This window comes from Bosea sp. BIWAKO-01 (genome assembly GCF_001748145.1).
Classification (GTDB): domain Bacteria; phylum Pseudomonadota; class Alphaproteobacteria; order Rhizobiales; family Beijerinckiaceae; genus Allobosea.
On sequence record NZ_BCQA01000001.1, the window covers coordinates 3,782,095 to 3,803,223 of the forward strand.

Annotated in this window: 17 protein-coding genes, 1 tRNA gene and 1 pseudogene; 14 read left to right on the forward strand and 5 right to left on the reverse strand. The window is 64.9% G+C overall.

The features are described from left to right. The first annotated feature begins 87 nt into the window (after positions 1-87). From BIWAKO_RS17590 to BIWAKO_RS17600, 3 genes are all read left to right on the forward strand, one after another. A tRNA-Ile gene (locus BIWAKO_RS17590) sits at positions 88-163 on the forward strand. Between the two features lie 129 nt (positions 164-292). After that, positions 293-937, forward strand: coding sequence for a DUF47 domain-containing protein (locus BIWAKO_RS17595; RefSeq protein ID WP_069879754.1), 645 nt, complete (start codon positions 293-295; stop codon positions 935-937). Positions 938-949: 12 nt separating this feature from the next. Continuing rightward, complete coding sequence (locus BIWAKO_RS17600) at positions 950-1,963, forward strand: inorganic phosphate transporter (protein ID WP_069879755.1); 1,014 nt, start codon at positions 950-952, stop codon at positions 1,961-1,963. A gap of 60 nt (positions 1,964-2,023) precedes the next feature. On the opposite strand, the gene BIWAKO_RS17605 is transcribed toward BIWAKO_RS17600, so the two are convergent. After that, positions 2,024-2,458, reverse strand: a complete 435-nt coding sequence (locus tag BIWAKO_RS17605) for an NUDIX hydrolase (protein WP_069879756.1) — start codon at positions 2,456-2,458, stop codon at positions 2,024-2,026. A gap of 276 nt (positions 2,459-2,734) precedes the next feature. Continuing rightward, positions 2,735-3,538, reverse strand: a complete 804-nt coding sequence (locus BIWAKO_RS17610) for an IclR family transcriptional regulator (protein WP_069879757.1) — start codon at positions 3,536-3,538, stop codon at positions 2,735-2,737. Positions 3,539-3,767: 229 nt separating this feature from the next. Between BIWAKO_RS17610 and BIWAKO_RS17615 the strand changes: the two genes are divergently transcribed. From BIWAKO_RS17615 to BIWAKO_RS17640, 6 genes are all read left to right on the forward strand, one after another. Beyond that, positions 3,768-5,324 carry an ABC transporter substrate-binding protein gene (locus tag BIWAKO_RS17615; RefSeq protein WP_069879758.1) on the forward strand — a complete coding sequence of 519 codons (1,557 nt, stop codon included), beginning with the start codon at positions 3,768-3,770 and terminating at the stop codon, positions 5,322-5,324. Positions 5,325-5,487: 163 nt separating this feature from the next. Then, positions 5,488-6,465, forward strand: coding sequence for an ABC transporter permease (locus BIWAKO_RS17620; protein WP_069879759.1), 978 nt, complete (start codon positions 5,488-5,490; stop codon positions 6,463-6,465). Beyond that, the gene (locus BIWAKO_RS17625) at positions 6,462-7,298 is read left to right on the forward strand and encodes an ABC transporter permease (protein ID WP_069879760.1); all 837 of its coding nucleotides are present in this window, start codon (positions 6,462-6,464) and stop codon (positions 7,296-7,298) included. Before BIWAKO_RS17620 ends, BIWAKO_RS17625 begins: the two co-directional genes overlap by 4 nt. Continuing rightward, positions 7,298-8,905, forward strand: coding sequence for an ABC transporter ATP-binding protein (locus BIWAKO_RS17630; RefSeq protein WP_069879761.1), 1,608 nt, complete (start codon positions 7,298-7,300; stop codon positions 8,903-8,905). Before BIWAKO_RS17625 ends, BIWAKO_RS17630 begins: the two co-directional genes overlap by 1 nt. Positions 8,906-9,063: 158 nt before the next feature. Then, positions 9,064-10,353 carry an ArgE/DapE family deacylase gene (locus tag BIWAKO_RS17635; protein ID WP_069879762.1) on the forward strand — a complete coding sequence of 430 codons (1,290 nt, stop codon included), beginning with the start codon at positions 9,064-9,066 and terminating at the stop codon, positions 10,351-10,353. Between the two features lie 90 nt (positions 10,354-10,443). After that, positions 10,444-11,343, forward strand: a complete 900-nt coding sequence (locus BIWAKO_RS17640; protein WP_069879763.1) for a DMT family transporter — start codon at positions 10,444-10,446, stop codon at positions 11,341-11,343. Here BIWAKO_RS17640 and BIWAKO_RS17645 read toward each other — a convergent pair. From BIWAKO_RS17645 to BIWAKO_RS17655, 3 genes and pseudogenes are all read right to left on the reverse strand, one after another. Beyond that, a pseudogene (locus BIWAKO_RS17645) lies at positions 11,335-13,103 on the reverse strand (SLC13 family permease). The gene BIWAKO_RS17640 and the pseudogene BIWAKO_RS17645 overlap by 9 nt on opposite strands. An 84-nt stretch (positions 13,104-13,187) precedes the next feature. Then, positions 13,188-13,895 (reverse strand): flavin reductase family protein, encoded by a 708-nt coding sequence (locus BIWAKO_RS17650; RefSeq protein ID WP_201788634.1) that lies wholly within the window; start codon positions 13,893-13,895, stop codon positions 13,188-13,190. Beyond that, positions 13,892-14,602, reverse strand: a complete 711-nt coding sequence (locus BIWAKO_RS17655; protein WP_052513480.1) for a GntR family transcriptional regulator — start codon at positions 14,600-14,602, stop codon at positions 13,892-13,894. Before BIWAKO_RS17655 ends, BIWAKO_RS17650 begins: the two co-directional genes overlap by 4 nt. A 251-nt stretch (positions 14,603-14,853) precedes the next feature. Between BIWAKO_RS17655 and BIWAKO_RS17660 the strand changes: the two genes are divergently transcribed. The 5 genes from BIWAKO_RS17660 to BIWAKO_RS17680 all read left to right on the forward strand — a co-directional run bounded on the left by BIWAKO_RS17660 (position 14,854) and on the right by BIWAKO_RS17680 (position 21,128). Next, on the forward strand, positions 14,854-16,422 hold the full coding sequence (locus BIWAKO_RS17660; protein WP_069879764.1) for an ABC transporter substrate-binding protein: 1,569 nt from the start codon (positions 14,854-14,856) through the stop codon (positions 16,420-16,422). Between the two features lie 65 nt (positions 16,423-16,487). Then, positions 16,488-17,480, forward strand: coding sequence for an ABC transporter permease (locus BIWAKO_RS17665; protein ID WP_069879765.1), 993 nt, complete (start codon positions 16,488-16,490; stop codon positions 17,478-17,480). After that, positions 17,470-18,405, forward strand: coding sequence for an ABC transporter permease (locus BIWAKO_RS17670; RefSeq protein WP_141740140.1), 936 nt, complete (start codon positions 17,470-17,472; stop codon positions 18,403-18,405). The genes BIWAKO_RS17665 and BIWAKO_RS17670 overlap by 11 nt, the downstream gene beginning before the upstream one ends. Positions 18,406-18,426: 21 nt before the next feature. Beyond that, entirely contained in the window at positions 18,427-19,626 is a 1,200-nt protein-coding gene (locus tag BIWAKO_RS17675) for an amidohydrolase family protein (protein ID WP_069879767.1), read from the forward strand. Beyond that, positions 19,626-21,128, forward strand: coding sequence for an amidohydrolase family protein (locus tag BIWAKO_RS17680; RefSeq protein WP_069879768.1), 1,503 nt, complete (start codon positions 19,626-19,628; stop codon positions 21,126-21,128). Before BIWAKO_RS17675 ends, BIWAKO_RS17680 begins: the two co-directional genes overlap by 1 nt. The last annotated feature ends 1 nt before the right edge of the window (position 21,129 follow it).

Genomic DNA, 21,129 nt, shown 5'->3' on the forward strand with positions numbered 1-21,129 from the left:
CGCTTGCGAGACGCAGTGGGGCCGTTTCAGTTTGCGGGCCGTGCTGGGGTCTTGCGGGACAGAAGGCGAGGGTGTTAGGCGAAGAGTGGGCCGGTAGCTCAACGGTTAGAGCTCGCTGCTCATAACAGCGCCGGTGCCGGTTCGAATCCGGCCCGGCCCACCATTTCCCTCTCAATCGCCTGGCGACGGCCGCCCTCGGGATTACGCCCCGTGCGATCGCGCATGCCGCTTTACAGCGATATACCAACCGCTTATCGCGATTGTGACGGATCGATGACATGACGAGGCGCCGATGCTCGGCTGGTTTCAGAAGCTCCTGCCCAAGGAGCCCAAGTTCTTCGACCTGTTCGAGAGCCATTCCAGGACATTGGTGGCAGGTGCCGCGGCCCTGAACAGCCTGCTCAAGGGCGAAACCCCGGTGGAGGCAGGTTGCGCCGAGGTGCTGTTCCAGGAAAATCGTGCCGACGAGATCGCCGCGGAGGTGATGCTGGAAGTCGGCCGCACCTTCATCACGCCCTTCGACCGGGGCGATATCGAGGAACTGATCGGTTCGATGGACGATGCCATCGACCAGATGCAGAAGACTGCAAAGGCGATCACGCTGTTCGAGGTTACGAGCTTCGAGCCCTGCATGAAGGAACTCGGGGCGGTCATCGTCCAGGCGTCCGAGCGCGTCGTCGTGCTGCTGCCGATGCTGCGCGATATCAAGAAACATGCGATTTCGATCGGCGCACTGGCCAAGGACATCCGGGCCATCGAGGAGCGATCCGACGAACTGTACGACCAGGGCCTGAAGGCGTTGTTCAAGGCGCACCAGACCTCGGACACGATGGGTTTCATCGTCGGCGCAGAGATCTACGATCATCTCGAGAAGGTGGTGGACCGTTTCGAGGATGTCGCCAAGCGCGTCAGCCGTATCGTCCTCGAACATCTCTAGGCGGTTGGCCCGGTGGATTTCTCAAGCGTCGCCTTTGCCCTGGTCTTCCTGATCGCGGTCGCGCTTCTGTTCGATTTCCTGAACGGACTTCACGATGCGGCCAATTCGATCGCGACCATCGTCTCGACCAGGGTTCTGGCGCCGCGTTGGGCGGTGTTCTGGGCTGCCTTCTTCAATTTCATCGCGTTCCTGTTCTTCGGCCTGCATGTCGCCGAGACCGTCGGGTCCGGCATCGTCCAGACCGCGATCGTCGATGACCGTGTCATCTTCGGTGCCCTGACGGGCGCCATCGTCTGGAATGTCGTCACCTGGATCGCAGGCATTCCGTCGAGTTCGTCGCATGCACTGATCGGTGGACTGGTCGGGGCCGGGCTGAGCAAGGCCGGCTTCTCGTCGATCGTCTGGTGGGGGCTCGGCAAGACCTTCGTCGCGATTTTCATGTCTCCGGCCATCGGCTTCGCCCTGGCGCTGCTCCTCGTCCTGATCGTCTCCTGGGTGTTCCTGCGCGTGGCCCCGATCAAGGTCGACAGTACCTTCCGGGTGCTGCAGTTCGTTTCGGCTTCGCTCTACTCGCTCGGACACGGGGCGAATGACGCGCAGAAGACGATGGGCATCATTGCAGTGCTGCTGTTCTCGCATGGCATGATGGGCGAGACGTTCTCGGTGCCGTTCTGGGTCGTCATCTCCTGCCAGGCGGCCATGGCATTCGGCACGCTCTGTGGTGGCTGGCGGATCGTTCACACCATGGGCTCGAAGATCACCCGGCTTTCACCTCAGCAGGGTTTCTGCGCGGAGACGGGCGGCGCGATCACGCTGTTCATGGCGACCTATCTCGGCATCCCGGTCTCGACGACGCATACGATCACGGGCGCGATCATCGGTGTCGGTGCGGCGCGGCGCGTGACGGCCGTGCGATGGGGGGTCGCTCGTGGCATCGTCTTCGCCTGGATCGTGACGATGCCGATGGCGGGGCTGATCTCGGCTATCGCCTATCTTGTCTCTGGTCTGTTCCTGACCGGGCGGTGACGGGGATCAGGAGGCGCGGCTGAGGGTACGGCGCCGCGCCTGCGCACTCCGCCGCGCTGATCAGTTCAGCTCCAGCGAACGGATTGCGGCCTTCAGGCCGGGCTCCTCGACAATATCGGCGGCATCTTCAAGCGTGAACCAATGCGAAAGCCGTTGATTGTGCTCGGCCCATTTTTCAAGCCGACGCTCGACGTCAAGAATATAGAGCGCCACCTTGCAGAGCACGAAGTGGTCGTTCATCCGCTTCCAGTAGATATAGCGCCCGGCGGGTTTCTTGTGGGCCTTGCCGATCACGCCGGCCTCTTCGCGCGCTTCGATCGCCGCAGCCTCATGGTTCTTCTTGCCCTTGATGGGCCAGCCCTTGGGAACGATCCATCGTCGTGTCGTGCGTGTCGTGACAAGGAGGAGCTCCGGCTCCCCTGTCGGCGATCGGCGGATGGGGAGCGCGGCGATCTGCGATCGCGGCTTTCCCAATCCTGACTTCGCCTTCTTCATCGAAACCTGAGTCCTCCCCAAAAACAGAACCTATGTTAGAAAGCCGGCAAATCAATATCGAATAGCCGTCCAATGCCTACAAGGCCGTGGATTGACCGCCTCAGCGGCGATGGCGATGCGCTTCAGTGCAGCGAAATGAACGCTCGAAGCCCTTGAGAGCCCGAGCGTCGGCTCCAGTCGGCAAGCGCTCTCCCCGATTGGCGGGTGCTTCGCGCGCCAGCGTCCAATACAGGAATCCGCTGCCTTTCCCTAGCCTGCTGCTTCGGCAGGCGTCGATCAGGCGGGGAGAAGGCGTGCCCCGATGCGCATGGCAGCATCCTGCAAGGCATCGAGATGGGCCGGGCGCCCTTCTGGTGCGACGATCGAGGTCAGCGACGAGATGCTGAGTGCGCCGGCGAGCGCGCCGCCGCGATCGAAGATCGGCACGCCGACACCCGTCAAGCCGATGAAGAAGTCGTCGGCGGCCAGCTCCCAGCCTTGCGTGCGAATACGATCCGCCTCGCGCCAGAGCAGCTCAGGGTCCGTCTGACTTGCCGGTGCGCGCTTTGGCAGTTCCAGGGCCAGTGCCTGTCGCCGCTGCGCCTCGTCGAGATAGGCCAGGATCACCCGCGGGCCGCCGCCGCAGTTCAGCGGCGCCTGAGCGCCGACCGCGAACCATGTCGCGTCGACATGCGGCAGCGAGGCGCGGACCCGATCCACGCACAAAGCCCTGCCCGAGATATGGACCCATAGGAACGAGGTCGCACCGGTCTTCTCGGCGATCTCGGTCAGATAGGGGCCGGCCACGTCCCGAAGCTCGCGCCCGGTCGTGACGGCGCTGCCGAGTTCGATCAGCCCGACCGCCAATGCGTAGGTCTGCGAGCGATCGTCATGCTCGACCAGTTCGTTGAGCTGCAAGGTCTGCAGCAGCCGCCGCGTGGTGCCCTTGTCGAGTCCGACCTGGCGCGCGAGCTCGCTCAGCCCAAGGCGCGGTTGCTCGGGGCGGAAGGCACGGAGCAGGGCAATGGCACGGTCGAGCGCCCTGACGATCGGGACGCCCGGCGGAAGTTTCGCGGTCCGGCTGTCGCCTGCGCTGTCCATCGGCCCTCTCGCAGCGCCAATCGCCTGAACTTTCATCGTGTCGTCTAATAACACGTCATGTCAGCCATTGACACGAATTTTGACTCTGGCTTTCAATGGCGTGGAGCTTGCTAATCGGCACATGTTCGGGTGCGATCCCGCCAGGCCGCGATGCCAGTCGAAAAGAGAGGCCGTACCCGGTGTGCTCATGCAGCTGCCGGAACCGGCACAGGGGAACGGGAGAACAACAATGACCGGATTGAGACTTGGCCTGGCGCTTGCCGCCTCAGTGCTCGCGCTCGGCGCAGCCACCGCGCAGGAGCCGAAGAAGGGGGGCACCGTGCATGTCGTGGTGCAGCCCGAGCCTCCAATGCTGATGCAGGGGCTGAACCAGAACGGCCCGACCAACATGGTCGCCGGCAATATCTACGAGTCGCTGCTTCGTTACGATGAGAAGCTCAATCCGCAGCCATCGCTCGCCAAAAGCTGGGAGATTTCTCCTGACGCGAAGGTCTACACCTTCAAGCTTCAGGAGGGCGTGACCTGGCATGACGGCAAGCCCTTCACGGCGGACGACGTCGTGTTCACGCTCGACAAGTTCCTGCGCGAGGTCCATCCGCGCTGGCGGCCGATCGTGAACGCTCAGGTTGAGAAGATCGAGAAGGTTGACGATCTCACGGTCAAGATCACGCTGAAGCAGCCCTTCGGCCCGTTGATCATGACCCAGGAAGTCGCCTCGGCGCCGATGATCCCGAAGCACATCTATGACGGCACCGATTATCGGGCGAATCCGGCGAACAACACGCCAATCGGCACTGGCCCGTTCAAGCTGAAGGAGTGGAAGAAGGGCTCCTATATCCACCTGGTCAAGAACGAGAACTATTGGCTGAAGGGCAAGCCGAACCTCGACGAGATCTACTGGCAGATCATCCCGGATGCGGCGGCGCGCGCGGTCGCCTATGAGACCGGCAAGGTCGACGTGCTGACCGGGGGCTCCGTCGATGTCTACGACGTGGCGCGGCTCTCGAAGCTGCCTAATACCTGCGTGACGACCAAGGGCTGGGAGATGTTCGCCCCGCATGCCTGGCTGACGCCGAACGTGCGCAACGGCATCCTCGGCAACAAGCAATTCCGCCAGGGCCTGATGTACGCGATCGATCGCGAATTCGGGAAGGATGTGGTCTGGGGCGGGCTCGGCAAGCTGCCGACAGGGCCGATTTCGTCGAAGACGCGCTTCTACTCGTCTGACGTGCCGACATATGCTTTCGATCCGGCGAAGGCGAAGGAGCTGATCAAGGCGTCCGGCTACAAGGGCGAGACGATCAAGCTGCTCAACCTGCCCTACGGCGAGACCTGGAGCCGCTGGTCCGAGGCGATCAAGCAGAATCTCGAGGATGTCGGGGTCAAGATTCAGATCGAGAACACCGACGTGCCCGGCTGGACCCAGAAGGCCAGCAACTGGGACTTCGACCTGAATTTCAACTTCCTCTACCAGCTCGGCGATCCGGCGATGGGTGTGGCGCGCAGCTACATCTCGAGCAACATCGCCAAGGGCAATCCCTTCGCCAATGTCGGCGGCTATTCGAACCCGGAAGTCGACAAGCTCTTCGCCGAGGCGGCCATCGCGCCGACGGATGCGCAGCGCCAGGAGCTGTACACCAAGGTGCAGAAGCTGCTGGCAGACGAGTTGCCGGTACTCTGGCTGCTAGAGATGGATTTCCCGACGATCTATCGCTGCAACGTCAAGAACCTCGTCACCACCGGCATTGGCGTGGATGACGGCTTCCGCGACGCCTGGAAGGAGTGAGGCCATTGCCGTCCCGGACGTCGCGCAGCGGCGATCCGGGACGGCATGACGCCTGCACTTCGCAACGCGCCTCTTCCTGAAGACGATCCCGAGTTCGAGCCACGCTCCGTTCGGGATGACGCAGGCGGGCCATATTGCCTGTCCGTAGCGCCGAAGGCATGTGATGAACCTCGCTCAATTTCTCGCGGGCCGGCTGGTGAAGGGGATCGTCGTCCTCTTCGCCATCGCGATCCTGAATTTCTTCCTGATCCGCGCCGCCCCGGGCGATCCCGCGCAGGTTCTGGCGGGAGAGGCCGGTGCGGCCGATGCAGTGTTGCTCGAGCAGTTGCGGGCGCGCTTTGGCCTCGATCAGCCGCTGATCCAACAGCTCTGGATCTATCTCAAAGGCTATGCCTCGCTCGATCTCGGTTTCAGCTATCGCCAGCAGAGGCCCGTGCTCGAGCTGATCCTGGACCGGCTGCCCGCGACTCTGCTGCTGACCGGCGCGGCATTTCTCGTGTCGCTGGGTCTGGGTGTTCTGATGGGCGCGCTTGCGGCGCGACGGGCCGGGCGCTGGCAGGACAGCGTCATCACCACGCTTGCACTCGTCTTCTACGCGACGCCGCTCTTCTGGATCGCGCTGATGAGCCAGATCGTCTTCTCGCTGAAGCTCGGCCTCGTGCCGAATGTCGGCTTCGAGACGATCGGCGCGAACTATACCGGCCTCGCTCGGGCGCTCGATATCGCGCAGCATCTCTTCCTGCCGGCGCTGACGCTCGGATTGTTCTTCACGGCGCTCTACGCGCGGATGATGCGGGCCTCGATGCTCGAGATTGCCGGCGCCGATTTCGTCAAGACGGCCCGCGCGAAGGGGCTTTCACCGGGGGTCGTCTCGCGCCGGCATGTGGCGAGGAACGCGATCCTGCCGGTCGTGACGCTGGCTGGCCTGCAGGCCGGTCAGCTCGTCGGCGGCGCGGTACTGACCGAGACGGTCTTCGCCTGGCCCGGCATCGGCCGCTTGATGTTCGACGCCCTGGTGCAGCGCGATTACTCGGTGCTTCTTGGTGTCTTCTTCGTCTCGTCGGCCATGGTCGTCGGCTTCAATATCCTTACGGACCTGGTCTACCGGCTGGCCGATCCGCGCATCGAGGCGACATCATGAGCTTCCTCAAGCGTTTCGCGCGCAATCGCGGCGCGGTGGTCGGGTTGATCATCCTGCTTGTCGTCATCGTCTTCGCATTGCTGGCGCCGTCGCTCTTTCCGCAATCGCCGTGGCGCACAGTCGGCCGGCCGTTCCTTGCTCCCTTCGTCATGGAGCGCTTCCCGCTCGGCACAGATACGCTAGGGCGCAACATCGCTTCAGGGCTGGTGCATGGGGCGCGGGTCTCGTTGATGATCGGCGTGGTCTCGACGCTGGTCGCGTTGCTGATCGGTGTGCCGCTCGGCGCAGTCGCAGGGTATGCGGGCGGTTTCGTCGATGATGCTCTGATGCGCTTCACCGAGTTCTTCCAGACGATCCCGAGCTTCGCACTCGCCATCGTCATGGTCGCGATCCTGCAGCCGCAGCTCGGTTCGATCGTGCTCGCGATCGGGGTGGTCAGCTGGCCGCCCGTGGCGCGGCTGGTGCGTGGGGAGGTCCTGTCGCTGAAGACGCGCGAATATGTGCAGGCTGCCGTGACGATCGGCCAGTCGACGCCCCGCATCATCTTCAGCCAGGTGCTGCCCAACACCATCGCGCCGATCATCGTGATGGGCTCGCTGATGATCGGCTCGGCGATCCTGCTGGAATCCTCGCTCTCCTTCCTCGGGCTGGGCGACCCGAACCTGATGAGCTGGGGCTACATGGTCGGTGCCGGGCGCACACGCCTGATCGACGCGTGGTGGATCAGCTTCTTCCCCGGCCTTGCGATCTTCCTCACGGTTCTTGCGCTCAATCTTGCGGGCGAGGGGCTGAACGACGCGCTGAACCCGCGCCTGGCGCGGGGGAGGGAGTGATGACGACGCCCGTTCTCGCCATCGAGGGATTGAAGCTAGCTCTCCCGGCACTCGCCGACCGCGCCTTCGCGGTCGAGGATGTCTCCTTGACCATCGCTCCCGGTGAAACGCTCTGCGTCGTCGGCGAATCCGGCTCCGGCAAGTCAATGATCGCGCATGCGGTGATGGGGCTGCTGCCGAAGGCCGTGAAGCCCGCTGCGGGCGCGATCCGCCTTGCGGGGCGTGATTTGCTGGCGCTCGACGAGGCTGCGATGCAGGACGTGCGCGGCCGTGAGGTCGGCATGATCTTCCAGGAGCCGATGACCTCGCTCAACCCCGTGATGCGGGTGGCCGACCAGATCATCGAGACGTTCGAGGCGCATGGCCTGCACAGCAATGCCGAGCGCCATGCCCGTGCGCTGGCGTTGCTGACGGAGGTCGGCCTGCCCGACCCCGAGCGCCTGGCCAAGGCCTATCCGCATGAGCTCTCCGGTGGCCAGCGCCAGCGCGTGATGATCGCGATGGCGCTGGCACTCGAACCCAAGCTGCTGATCGCCGATGAACCCACCACGGCGCTCGATGTGACCACGCAGGCGCAGATCCTGAAGCTGATCGACAATCTGCGCCGCAAGCATGGAACGGCGGTGCTCTTCATCACCCATGATTTCGGCGTCGTTGCCGAGATCGCCGATCGCATCGCCGTGCTAAAGCAGGGCAAACTCGTCGAAGAGGGCACGGCCGACGCCGTGCTGTCGCACCCGAGGCACGACTACACGAAGCGGCTGCTCGCGGCCGTGCCGTCGATGACGCCACCGGAGCGCCCGCCGATCGCCGAGACTGTGCCTGTGCTGAGTGTCGAGAAACTCGGCAAGGTCTATCGCAAGCGCAGCTTCTTCCGGCCCGGGCGCGAGGTGAAGGCTGCCGACGATATCAGCTTCACCCTGGCTCGCGGCGAAACGCTCGGGCTGGTTGGCGAATCCGGGTCGGGCAAGTCGACGGTCGGGCGCTGCTGCCTCAGGCTGATCGAGCCCGATGGCGGGCGAATCGCACTGGGAGACCTCGTCCTGAGTGATCTCGGTCCGGCTGCGCTGCGCGAGCATCGCAAGCGCATCCAGATGGTCTTCCAGGATCCGTTCGCCTCGCTCAATCCGCGCCAGACGGTTGGGCGGATCATCTCGGACGGGCCGGTCGCCCATGGCACGCCGCGCGCGCAGGCGCTCGGGCGGGCAAAGGAACTGCTCGAGCTCGTCGGGCTCTCGGCCAATGCGATCGACCGCTATCCGCACGAATTCTCGGGCGGGCAGCGCCAGCGCATCGGCATCGCCCGTGCGCTCGCACTCGAGCCCGACGTGCTGGTTGCGGACGAGGCTGTCTCGGCGCTCGACGTCTCGGTCCAGGCGCAGATCCTGACGCTGATCAAGGATATCCAGCAGCGACTCGGCCTCGCGATCCTGTTCGTCACGCATGACCTGCGTGTGGCTGCTCAGATCTGCGACCGCATCGCCGTGATGCAGCGTGGGCGTATCGTCGAAACCGGCCCGACGGCTGCGCTCTTCGCCAATCCGCAGCATGAGTACACGCGCCAACTGCTCGCCGCCGTGCCCGGCGGCCGCCGCTTCGCGCTGTGAAACCGCCTTGCCTGCCATCGCCTCGTCGTCATGGCCGGGCCTGTCCCGGCCATCCATGTCCTCACCTGCCATCCGCGTCGCGAGACGCGGATGCTCGGCACACGGCCGAGCATGACGGCGAGCACCTGCTTACCGCCTAACCGACCGGAGATCTGCCCATGCCTCTCGATCCCGCGCTTCGCGACCGCATCCTTGCTTCAGTGGAGGCCGGCTTTGCCGAGCAAATCGCCTTCACGCAGGAGATGATCCGCTTCGGCTCGCTGCGCGGGCAGGAACACGCGGTGCAGGATTTCGTCTTCCGGGCGCTCAAGGGGCGCGGCTTCACGATGGACCGCTTCGGAATGGACCGGGAGGCGATTGCGGCCCATCCCGGTGGCGCGCCGTTCTCCGATGAGCATTCGGATGCGCCGATCGTCGTCGGCATCCATCACCCGCGCGAGGAAAAGGGGCGCTCCCTGATTCTGCAGGCGCATGTCGATGTCGTGCCGACCGGGCCGGGCACGCTCTGGACGCATCGGCCCTTCGACCCGGTGATCGAGGGCGACTGGCTCTATGGCCGCGGTGGCGCGGACATGAAGGCTGGGCATGCCGCGAACCTGTTCTGCCTCGACGCGCTCCGGCGCATCGGCCTGCAGCCGGCAGCGACTGTCTATGTGCAGTCGGTGGTCGAGGAGGAATCGACCGGTAACGGCGCGTTGATGACGCATCTGCGCGGCTACAAGGCCGACGCGGTGCTGATCCCGGAGCCTGAGGAGGAGATGCTGGTGCGCGCCAATACCGGTGTGCTCTGGTTCCAGATCGAGGTGCGCGGCGTGCCGATGCATGTGCGCGAAATGGGCGCAGGCGCGAACGCGATCGACGGGGCCTATCGCGTGATCGGGGCGTTGCGGAAGCTGGAGGAAGAGCTGAACGCGGAGAAGGCCGGACGCGAGCATTTCGAGGACGTCGCCCATCCGATCAACCTGAATATCGGCAAGATCGAGGGTGGCGACTGGGCCTCCTCCGTACCGTGCTGGTGCAGGATCGACTGCCGCATAGGCCTCTATCCCGGTGTCAGCGCCGAGGAGTTGGCGAAGCGGATCGAGGCTTGCGTGCTGACGCATGCGCGGGGCGATTCGTTCCTCGCCAACAATCCGCCGAGCGTGACCTTCAACGGCTTCTATTCGGAAGGCTATGTGCTCGAGCCCGGCAGCGAGGCGGAGGCGGTGCTCGGCCGGGCGCATCAGGGCGCGACCGGCAAACCACTGAAGAGCTTCATGACGGCGGGCTATCTCGATACCCGCGTCTATGCGCTCTACGACAAGATTCCGGCGCTGTGCTACGGCCCGATTTCGGAGAACATCCACGCTTTTGACGAGCGCGTCAGCCTAGCCTCGCTGAAGCGCATCACCGGAACCATGGCCCTGTTCGTGGCCGAATGGTGCGGCGTCGAGAGCGTCCCGGAGTGACGCCGCGCGGCGGCCGGGGCGATAAACGTGCATCCGCTCCTGCGCGATTTGGCATGACGATGGCGCCGCCGGTTCGGCCATAGTCACACCATGTCGCAAAGCCCTGGTCGTTCGCTTCTGCTCGTTCCGCTGCTCGGCCTGCTCTGGGGCTTCAACTGGCCGGCTGTCCGCATCTCGCTGACCGAGATCGCGCCCTGGACGCTCCGGGCCGGCGGCATGAGCTTTGCGGGGCTGGCTCTGGTCGCCATCGGACTCGCACGCGGGCACTCTCTGTCAGTGCCCAGAGGCCAATGGTTGAGGCTGGCGATTGCCGGTTTCCTTTCGATTGCCGCCTTCAACGTATTGCTTGCCTTCGCACAGCTCGCCGCGCCGACTTCGCGGGCGGCGATCCTGACCTTCACCATGCCGATCTGGGCGACTTTGCTCGCACGGTTCGTCCTTGCCGAGCCCTTTGACGAAAGGCGCCTGCTCGGCCTCGGCCTCGGCGCCGCGGGATTGCTGTGCCTCGGCCTGCCATTGCTCGCCAGCGGCTCGTTCTCCATCGGCCTGCTTTACGCGCTGATCGCCAGCGTGAGCTGGGCCCTGGGCACGATCGTCACCAAGCGCTGGCCGGTTTCGGCACCGGCACTGACCATCGCCGCCTGGCAACTGCTGATCGGCGGTGTCGTCGCCGGCATCGGCATGCTGGTCTTCGAGGGCTTGCCCGTTCCCAAGATGCTGGAGGCGCGGACCTTCGCCGCGCTGACCTTCCATATCCTGGGAGCACAGGCGCTGGCCTATTTCCTGTGGTTCACGGTGATCGCGCGGCTGCCCGCGGGCATTGCCAGCCTTGGCACGCTGATGGTGCCGGCCGTCGGCGTGCTGGGTTCCGTGCTGCTGCTCGGCGAGCGACCGACGCCGAGCGACTGGCTCGGCCTCGTGCTGGTGGTCGCCGCATCCGGGACGATCATGCTGCCGCAGCGGCGGCGCGAGGCCAAGGCCCTATCGTAGCGGCCAGACCAGCATGATCAGCGGCACGCCGAGCAGGATCACCAGCAGCGACAGCGGCGCGCCAAGCCGGGCGTAGTCGCCGAAACGATACCCTCCCGGCCCCATCACCAGCGTGTTGCACTGGTGGCCGATCGGCGTGAGGAAGTCGCAGGCCGCACCGATCGCCACCGCCATCAGGAAGGCATCGGGGCTGTAACCGAGGCTCTTCGCAAAGCTCGCGCCGATCGGGGCCATGACCAGCACTGTCGCAGCGTTGTTCAGGAAGGGCGTGACCGCCATAGCGGAGACGAGAATCAGCGCCACCGCACCCCAGCCGGGAAGATGTATGCCGACACTCGCGAGCCAGCCGGCGAGCAGATCCGTGGTTCCGGTCGAGCGCAAGGTGTCGCTTACCGGGATCAGGGCCGCCAGCATGACGAGGATGGGCCACTCGATCGAATCATAAGCGTCGCGCGGTGAGATCGCCCGGAAGGTGACGAGCAGCGCGGCTGCCGCGAAGAACGCGACCGAAACCGGGACGAGGCTGAAGGCGATCGCGATCACGGTCGCAAGCAGGATCGCGCCGGTAACCCAGCCCCTGCGGGCGCTGCCGAGCGTCAGCGCGCGTTCTGCGAGCGGCATCAGTCCCAGTTCGCGCATTCGCTCCGGCAGGATTTTCTCGTCTCCCTGGAGGACGACGACATCGCCGGTGCGCAGGGTGATGTTGCGCAGGCGTTCCCGGAAGCGCTCGCCGGATCGGCTCACCGCGAGCAGATTGACGCGATAGCGCTCGTGAAGCTCGATTTCGCCAACGGAGCGTCCCGTCAGCAACGAGACGGGGCCGACGATCGCCTCGCTCACCGTGATCTGATCGAGCGCGCCCGTGCTATGGGTCGGGCGCTGGTCGGCATCGAGTTGGAGGCCGCCCTGCGCGACCACGCGCTCGAGCGCCTTGGGCTCGCCGCGTAGCAACAGGATATCGCCGGGACGCAGGCCTGCATCCGGGAAGGGGGCGGACAGCCGCGTCTTGGAGCGCAGGATGGCGACGACATCGACCTCGCCCTCCGCAATGGCCTTGAGCTCGGAGATGGTCTTGCCGGCCGCTGGGGGACTTGAACCTCGGTGACATAGTCGGAGATGTCGAGCGCCTGTTCGAGCGAGGCTGCGCCTTGCCGGTCGCGCGGCAGCAGGCGGTAGCCCACGCAGAGAAACAGGCAGCCGGCGAGCGCCAGGCCGAGGCCGACCGGCGCAAAGTCGAACATCTCGAAGGGGCGGCCGGTCAGTTCCTCGCGGACGCGGGCGACGATGATGTTCGGCGAGGTGCCGACCAGCGTGACAATGCCGCCGAGCAGCGAGGCGAAGGCCATCGGCATCAGGAAGATGGATGGCGATTTTCCACCCTTCCGGGCGAGCTGGTAGGCGATCGGCAACATCATCGCGAGTGCACCGATATTCTTGATGATCGCCGACATCACCGCGACGGAGAACACGAGCAGCGAGATCTGCATCTGTGTCGAGCGGACATAGGGCGCGACATGGCTGAGCGCGCGCTCGATGATGCCGGAGCGCGCGACCGCCGCGCTGACCACGAGCGCGCTGCCGACAATGATGACGATATCGTCGGAAAAGCCCTTGAAGGCATCCTTGGCCGGTACGAGGCCGACGGCCAGCGCGGCGAGTAGTGCCAGCGCTGCGACGACATCATAACGGAGGCGGCCCCAGACGAAGAGCGCCATCATCATGGTGATGACGGCGATGGAGAGCGATTGATCGAGAGTCATGCAACGCCTGGAGGCCGCGCCCGGGCCGGCGCCTTGTTCAACCTCCACGTCAGCGGATCGTTCCGCAAGCCTGCAATCGGATGTTCAGTCCTTCAGCGACGTGCGCCGATTCGCCTCTTCCGGGCGCTGGGTCCAGGTGTCGACCGACATCGTGGGCAGGTCGAAATAGTCGCGTGTGGTGGCGTAGCCGTGACCGCCCATGCGGCCGATGGCGTCGAGCCCGACCGGGTCGACATGGAGCCGTTCGTCGACGATGTCGGCCCGGAAATGGGCGTAAACGACTTCGCCCAGGATGATCTCGCGGGAGTTGCCGATGCCAAGCGTGGTGTGGTGGCGACATTCGAAGGCGGCGGGCGCCTGGCCGATCCAGGGGCAGGGCACCTTGACGCCCGGAAGGGCGTCGAGCCCCGCTTCGCGCAATTCGTCGATGCCGGGCGCGAAAGGCACCGCGCAGACATTCATGCCGGCAATGAGCGCGTCAGAGACGATGTTCACGGTGAAGGCGAGGGTATCGCGGACATTGCGACCGGTATCCTTCTGGCCGCCTGTCGGGCGATACTCGACGCCAAGGGCCAGGATCGCAGGATCGGCCGAGAGGCAGTTGAAGAAGCTGAACGGAGCGGCGTTGACGACGCCCTGCGCATCGACCGTCGTCACCAGCGCGATCGGGCGTGGCACGACCGCGCCGATCAGGAGTTTGTAGCGCTCGCGCGGCGTGAGCGACGCGAAATCGAAGGTGACGATCGAGGGTTGGGTGTCGGACTTGGGCTGGACGCGCGGCTGAGCGGTCATGGGGGAGTCAGTCCTTCGCTCAATGCGTAGGGGGCGAGCAGGTCGCGGATGTCGCGCTCCGCCCGGGGAGTGAGCAGGGCGCGCGTGACGACGGCCTGCAGGTGATGATCCATCAGTTCGGCGGCCTGCTTCGCATCGCCGCGCTTCAGCGCCTCGATCAACTGCCGGTGCTCGGAGACGGCGCATTCCGATGAATGCGGACGACCATAGATCGCCAGAACCAGCGAGCAGCGCGAGCTCAGCTCCTGAATATAGCGCAGCAGCAGGACGTTGCCCGTCATCTCGGCGAGCCGGATGTGGAAATCGCCGGAGAGCCGGATCGATTCCGGACCGTCCTGGCCGTGCGCGGCTTCCTCCTGCCGGACGTGGTGCTCCAGTTCGGTGATCTGTGCCGGGGTCAGCCGGCCGGCAAGGGTCTCGGCGACCAACCGTTCGAGGCTGCGGCGGACGTCGAAGACGTCGCGGGCTTCTTCCAGGGTCGGATAGGCGACCGAGGCGCCGCGATTGGGCTTGAGCTCGACCAGGCCTTCGACGGCGAGCCGCCCGAAGGCCTCGCGCACCAGGGTGCGGCTGACGCCGAGCTGTTCGCCGATCGAGTCTTCGGGAAGCTTCATGCCAGGCCGCAGGGCCTGCTCGATGATCGCGCGTCGCAGCGCCTTGTACACGGATTGCGCACGCAATCCATGAGGGCGGGGTTCCGTCGGCATGGTGCGTCTCCGCTCTGGCTCGGCCGTCTCAGCCTCACTCCATGTCACGGGTTCTCGCTCCACTCCAGTTTCCCCTTGTCTGCGATAATCGTATACAATACGATATCTCTATCGTATGCAATATTGATTGTTGATTGCGCACGAGATGCCGCACAAAGTGCCAGGGTGGCGCGGGATTGGGCATTCACGAGGGGCAGCGAGCCTGACCGAGCGCCAAAGATGCGCCGCAGGTTCATCGAGAGGAGAGATCGATGAAGAAGCACTGGTTGTTGGCGGCCGTCGCGGCTCTGGCGCTGAATGGCGCCGCCGAGGCGAAGACCCTGAAATGGGGCGCGTCGCGCGAGATCGCCTCGCTCGACCCCTATTCCTACGGCGAGACGTTCACGCTCTCCGTGCTCAATCATGTCTATGAGGGGCTGGTGCGCTACACCGGCGACCTCAAGATCGAGCCGGCCCTGGCGGAAACATGGGAGACGGTCTCCCCCACGGTCTGGCGCTTCAAGCTGCGTCAGGGTGTGAAGTTCCACAATGGCAATCCCTTCACCGCCGATGACGTGATCGCCTCGCTCGACCGCGTCACGCATGACACCTCGCCGCTCAAGGGCAATCTGCCGGCCTACAAGAGCGCCAAGAAGATCGACGACTATACCGTCGAGATCGAGGTCAATGGCCCGTACCCGCTGCTGCTGAACGATCTCACCAACATCTTCATCTTCGACAAGGAGTGGATGGAGGCGAACAACACCTCGCTCCCGACCGATTCCGGCAAGGGCATCAAGGGCTACGCAACCGATAACACCAACGGCACCGGCCCGTTCAAGGTCGAGAGTCGCCGCGCCGACGCCAAGACGATCTTCGTCAAGAACCCGACCTGGTGGGACAAGCCGCAGCACAATATCGACGTCATCGAGTTCACGCCGATCACCTCGGCCTCGACCCGTGTCGCCGCGCTGCTCTCCGGCGAGATCGACTTCACCAATGTCGCGCCCCTGCAGGATCTGCCGCGGCTCGCGGCTTCGCCCGACGTCAAGGTTCTGCAGACCAACGAACTGCGCTCGGTCTTCTTCGCCCTTAATCTCAAGGATGCGCTGTTCGAGAGCGATGTGAAGGACAAGAACCCCCTCAAGGATATCCGGGTCCGTGAGGCGCTCTATCGCGCGATCGACATCGATGCCGTCCAGAAGCGGGCCATGCGCGGCCTCTCGCGCAATACCGGCGCGCTGGTCGCTCCGGCGATCCCCGGCTACGAGTCGTCCCAGGATGTGCGCCTGCCCTTCGATCTCGAGGGGGCCAAGAAGCTGCTGGCGGCCGCCGGTTATCCCAACGGCTTCTCCTTCCAGTTCAATTGCCAGTCCGACAGCCTGGTCAACGAGGAGGAGTTCTGCCAGGCGGTCGCTTCGATGTGGTCGCGCGCTGGCCTGAAGCCCAATCTCAGCCTCGCCCCGCGCAGCCAGCAGACACCGAAACGCGTCAAGGGCGATTTCGACGTGATCTCCTTCGGCTGGGCCAATGAGCCGATGATCGACGCCTACTCGTTGCTGGTGCAGGTGCTGCGCTCGAAGAGCGGCACGGGCGGCGTGTTCAACTGGGGCAACTGGGGCGATCCGCGCATCGATGCGCTGATCGACAAGGCCGGCGTCGAACTCGACAACAGCAAGCGCATCCCGATGATGATGGAGGCGCTCAAGATCGCCAAGGCCGAACATCTCTTCATCCCGCTGCATCAGCAGCCGATGGCCTGGGCGATGCGCAACACAGTGGCCTCGACCGTGCAGGCCTCCGACAACAAGCCGCGCCTGTGGCTGACCACGCTGAAGTGAGCTGAACCGCATCGACCGGCCGGGAGCGTTCAGGCGCGCCCGGCCCATTGTGACCGGAGGGGACGATGCCGGCTTTCCTGCTGAAACGACTGCTGAACGCGGCTGGCGTGATGCTCGCCGTCGCCTTCCTCGCCTTCCTGATCTTCCGCTTCGTCGGCGACCCCGTGGAGTTGATGCTGAATGAACAGGCGAGCCAGGCGCAGCGTGACGAGTTGCGCGTGCGGCTCGGTCTCGACCGGGGCTTCGTCTTGCAATTTGCGACCTTTGTCGGCAACGCCGCGCGCGGCGATTTCGGCATCTCCTATCGCAATCAGCAGGATGTCTTCACGCTGATCACGGAGCGCTTCCCGGCCACTTTCGAACTGGTGCTGGTGGCGACCTTCCTGTCGCTCGCAGTCGGGATTCCGCTCGGCGTCTACACGGCGATCAGGCGTGACAGCCTGCTCGCCAAGTCGCTGCAATTCGTCTCTGTGCTCGGCGTCTCCCTGCCAAGCTTTGCGCTCGGCATCCTGTTCATCCTGCTCTTCTCGGTGACGCTGCAATGGCTGCCGGCCTTCGGCCGCGGCGAGGTGGTGCAGATCGGCTGGTGGAGCACAGGTTTCCTGACGCCGTCCGGCAGGCGCGCGCTGATCCTGCCGGGCATCACGCTCTCGCTCTTCCAGATCACGCTGGTGATGCGGCTGGTGCGGGCCGAGATGCTGGAGACGATGCGCACCGACTTCATCCGCTTCGCCCGGGCGAGGGGCCTGCCGGCTCGCGCGGTGAATTTCCGCCATGCGCTGCGCAACTGCCTGATGCCGGTGATCACGGTGACCGGCCTGCAGATCGGCAACCTGATCGCCTTCGCGCTGGTGACCGAAACTGTCTTCCAATGGCCGGGCATGGGCATGCTCTTCGTCCAGGCCGTGACCTTCGTCGATATCCCGGTGATGGCGGCCTATCTGATCGTCGTCTCCTTCATCTTCGTGTCACTGAACGCGCTGGTCGACCTGCTCTATGCCTATGTCGATCCAAGGCTGCGCGAAGATGCGATTTCGGGAGCCGCCAATGCCCGCTGATGCCACTGCCAAGCCCAGCCGCCTGCGCCGCTTCCTCGACAGCGATATCGGCTGGAGCTTCTGCCGCACTCCCGCCGCCTGGCTTTCGACGCTGGTGCTGGTGCTGCTGATCGCGACCGCGTTTCTCGCGCCCCTGATCGCGCCGCAGAACCCGCATGATCTCGCTCAGGTCTTCATCGACAAGGCCGAGATCCCACCGATCTGGCAGGCCGGCGGGGAGTGGCCGTTCCTGCTCGGCACGGACCCGCAGGGACGCGATGTGCTGTCGGCCATTCTTTACGGTACGCGGGTCTCGCTGCTGATCGGCATCGCAGCGGTGATCGTCTCGATGGGGCTCGGCGTCACGGTCGGGCTGGTCTCGGGCTTCTATGGCGGTCGCATCGACAACCTCCTGATGCGCCTCGGCGATACCGTTCTCTCGATCCCGACGCTGCTGATGGCGATCCTCGTCAGCGCTATCTTCCGCGAGTTGCTGCCACCCGGCCTGCGTGAGCCTTTCGCTGCGGTGGTGCTGGTGGTCTCGATCTCGCTGACCAACTGGGTGCAGTACGCGCGCACCGTGCGCGCCTCCACCATGGTCGAACGGCGCAAGGAATACGTGCTCGCCGCGCGCATCATCAAGGTCGCGCCGGCGCGTATCATGCGCCGCCACATCCTGCCGAACACCCTGACGCCGGTGATGGTCGCCGCGACGCTCAATCTCGGTCTGGCAATCCTGTCGGAAGCGACCCTGTCCTTCCTGGGCGTCGGGATGCCGATCACCCAGCCTTCGCTCGGCACGCTGATCCGCATCGGCAACCAGTACCTCTTCTCCGGCTCCTGGTGGCTGGTCGTCTTCCCGTCACTGCAGCTCGGGCTGATCGTGCTCTCGGTCAACCTGCTCGGCGACTGGCTGCGCGATGCGCTGAATCCGAAACTCCGCTGACAAGAAACAGACGAGGAAACGATGGCTACCGATCTCCTGCTGCGCAATGTCCGCCCGTTTGGCGGCGAGGCGACCGATATCCTGATCGAGAAGGGGCGGATTGTCCGCCTCGGGCCCGAGCTTGCCGCTCCGGCCGGCGTCGCGGTCGAGGATGGCCGCAACGAGATCCTGCTGCCGGGTCTGGTCGAGGCTCACACTCATCTCGACAAGAGCCTCTGGGGCCTGCCCTGGTACAAGAACGAGGTTGGTCCGAGGCTTCTCGACAAGATCGACAATGAGCGCCTGAACAAGCGTCGGCTCGGCATCGATCCCTATCAGCAATCGGCCCGCCAGAGCATCCAGTCCTCGCTGATGGGTTCGACCCATATCCGCAGCCATATCGACATCGATACCGACCACGGCATGTGGGGCGTCGAGGGCGTGATGAAGATGCGCGACGATTATCGCGACATCATCGACGTCGAGATCGTCGCCTTCCCGCAGTCCGGCATGCTGCGCCGGCCGGGCACGCTGGAGCTGATGGACGAGGCCATGAAGCTCGGTGCGGAAGTGGTCGGCGGCCTCGACCCCTGTACCATCGACCGTGATCCCAAGGGCCATCTCGACGCCGTGTTTGCGCTCTGCGAGCGCTATGGCAAGCCGCTCGACATCCACCTGCACGAGCCGGGTGAGGTCGGCGCCTTCTCGATGGACATGATCATAGAGCGTACGCGGGCGCTCGGCATGAAGGGCAAGGTCACGATCAGCCATGCCTTCTGCCTCGGCACGCCGGACCCGGCGCTCATCGATCCGCTGATCGCCCAGCTCGCCGAGCTCGATATTGCCATCATGACGACGGCGCCGGCGAGCCGGCCGGCCCCTCCGGTGAAGCGGCTGATCGATGCCGGCATCCGGGTCTGCTCCGGCTCCGACGGCATCCGCGACACCTGGGGCCCGTACGGCAATGCCGACATGCTGGAGCGCGCCATGTTCGTCGGCCTGCGCAACAACTTCCGGCGGGACGATGAACTCCGGATCGCGCTCGATGTCTGCACCATCGAGGGGGCGAAGGTGATGGAGCTCGACGGTTACGGGCTGAACCAGGGCTGCCGGGCCGATCTCGTGCTCGTGCCCGGCGCGACGCTGGCCGAGGCGATCGTGACCCGCTCGCCGAAGCGTCGTGTCGTCAAGAGCGGCAAGATCGTCGCGCGCGACGGCGTCTCGATCAAGAGCGCACCCTGATGCTGCAAACCGCGCCGCACCCCAAGGGCAGGATCCTGCTGACCGCGCGCTGGCTCGTCGGCCACCGCGACGGGCGGCACCGGCTGATCGAGAATGGCGAGATCGTCTTCGAGAATGGCGAGGTGGTCTTCATTGGCCACCGCTTCCCCGGCGAGGTCGTGCGCCGGATCGATTACGGCAACGCACTGATTGGACCCGGGTTCGTCGATCTCGACGCGCTTTCCGATCTCGACACCACCATCCTGGCCTATGACAACCAACCGGCCTGGAAGAAGGGGCGTGTCTGGCCGCGTTCCTACATCGAGGCCGGCCCGGTCGAGATGTATTCGCGCGAAGAGCTTGCCTTCCAGAAGCACCATGCCTTCGCGACGTTGATCCGCAACGGCATCACCACGGCGCTGCCGATCGCCTCGCTGTTCTACCGTCAATGGGGCGAGACGCCGGAAGAGTTCTCCGACGCGGCCGAAGCTGCGGCGAAACTCGGCCTGCGCGCCTATCTCGGCCCGGCCTACCGCACCGGGAACCAGGTGGTCGAGGCCGATGGCAGGATCACGACGGCCTATGACGAGCCGCGCGGCCTGGCCGAACTTGCCGCGGCAATCGCCTTTTGCGAGCGCTTCGAAGGCGCTGCCGGCGGACTCATCCGCACCATGCTCGCACCGGATCGGATCGAGACCTCGACCGCCGAACTGCTCTGGCGCACGGCGGAAGCCGGCCGGGCGCTCGGCGTGCCGGTGCGGCTGCATTGCTGCCAGTCGAAGATCGAATACGATCTCGTGCTGGCGCAGCACGGCATGAGCCCGCCGGAATGGCTGGAGAAGCTCGGCTTTCTGACCGAGCGGACGCTGTTGCCTCACGGAACCTATGTCTCCGGCAGCAGGTTCATCTCCCGGCCCGGCCGCGATCTCGAGATCATCCGCGATGCCGGCTCGACGATCGTGCATTGTCCTCTGGTTTCCGGACGCCATGGCAATGCCATCGATCATTTCGGGCGCTATCGCGAGATGGGCCTGAACCTCGGTCTTGGCACCGATACAAGCCCGCCGGACATGATCATGAACATGCAGGTCGGCATGATCCTCGCCCGCACCATGGCCGGCAGTGCGGCCGGCGTGCGCAGTGAAGACTATTACGATGCGGCGACGATTGGCGGTGCCGATGCGCTTGGCCGTCCCGATCTCGGCAGGCTCCAATCTGGCGCGCGGGCCGATATCACGGTCTTCGATCTCGACCGGCCACATCTCGGCCAGGTCATCGATCCGATCCAGACCATGCTGCTCGCCGGACACGGTCGCGATTTCGCGACGGTGATCATCGACGGCCGTTTCGTCATGGAGGACCGCGAGATCCCGGGCGTCGATGAAGCCGCCGACAAGCGGCGCGCGCAGGAACAGTTCGAGGGCGTGATGGCGCAGTACCCGCGCCGGACACATGGCCATCCTCCAGCTTCAGAGATCTTCTCGTCAAGCTATCCGGTCGAACGTGGGGAGGAGAGAACATGAC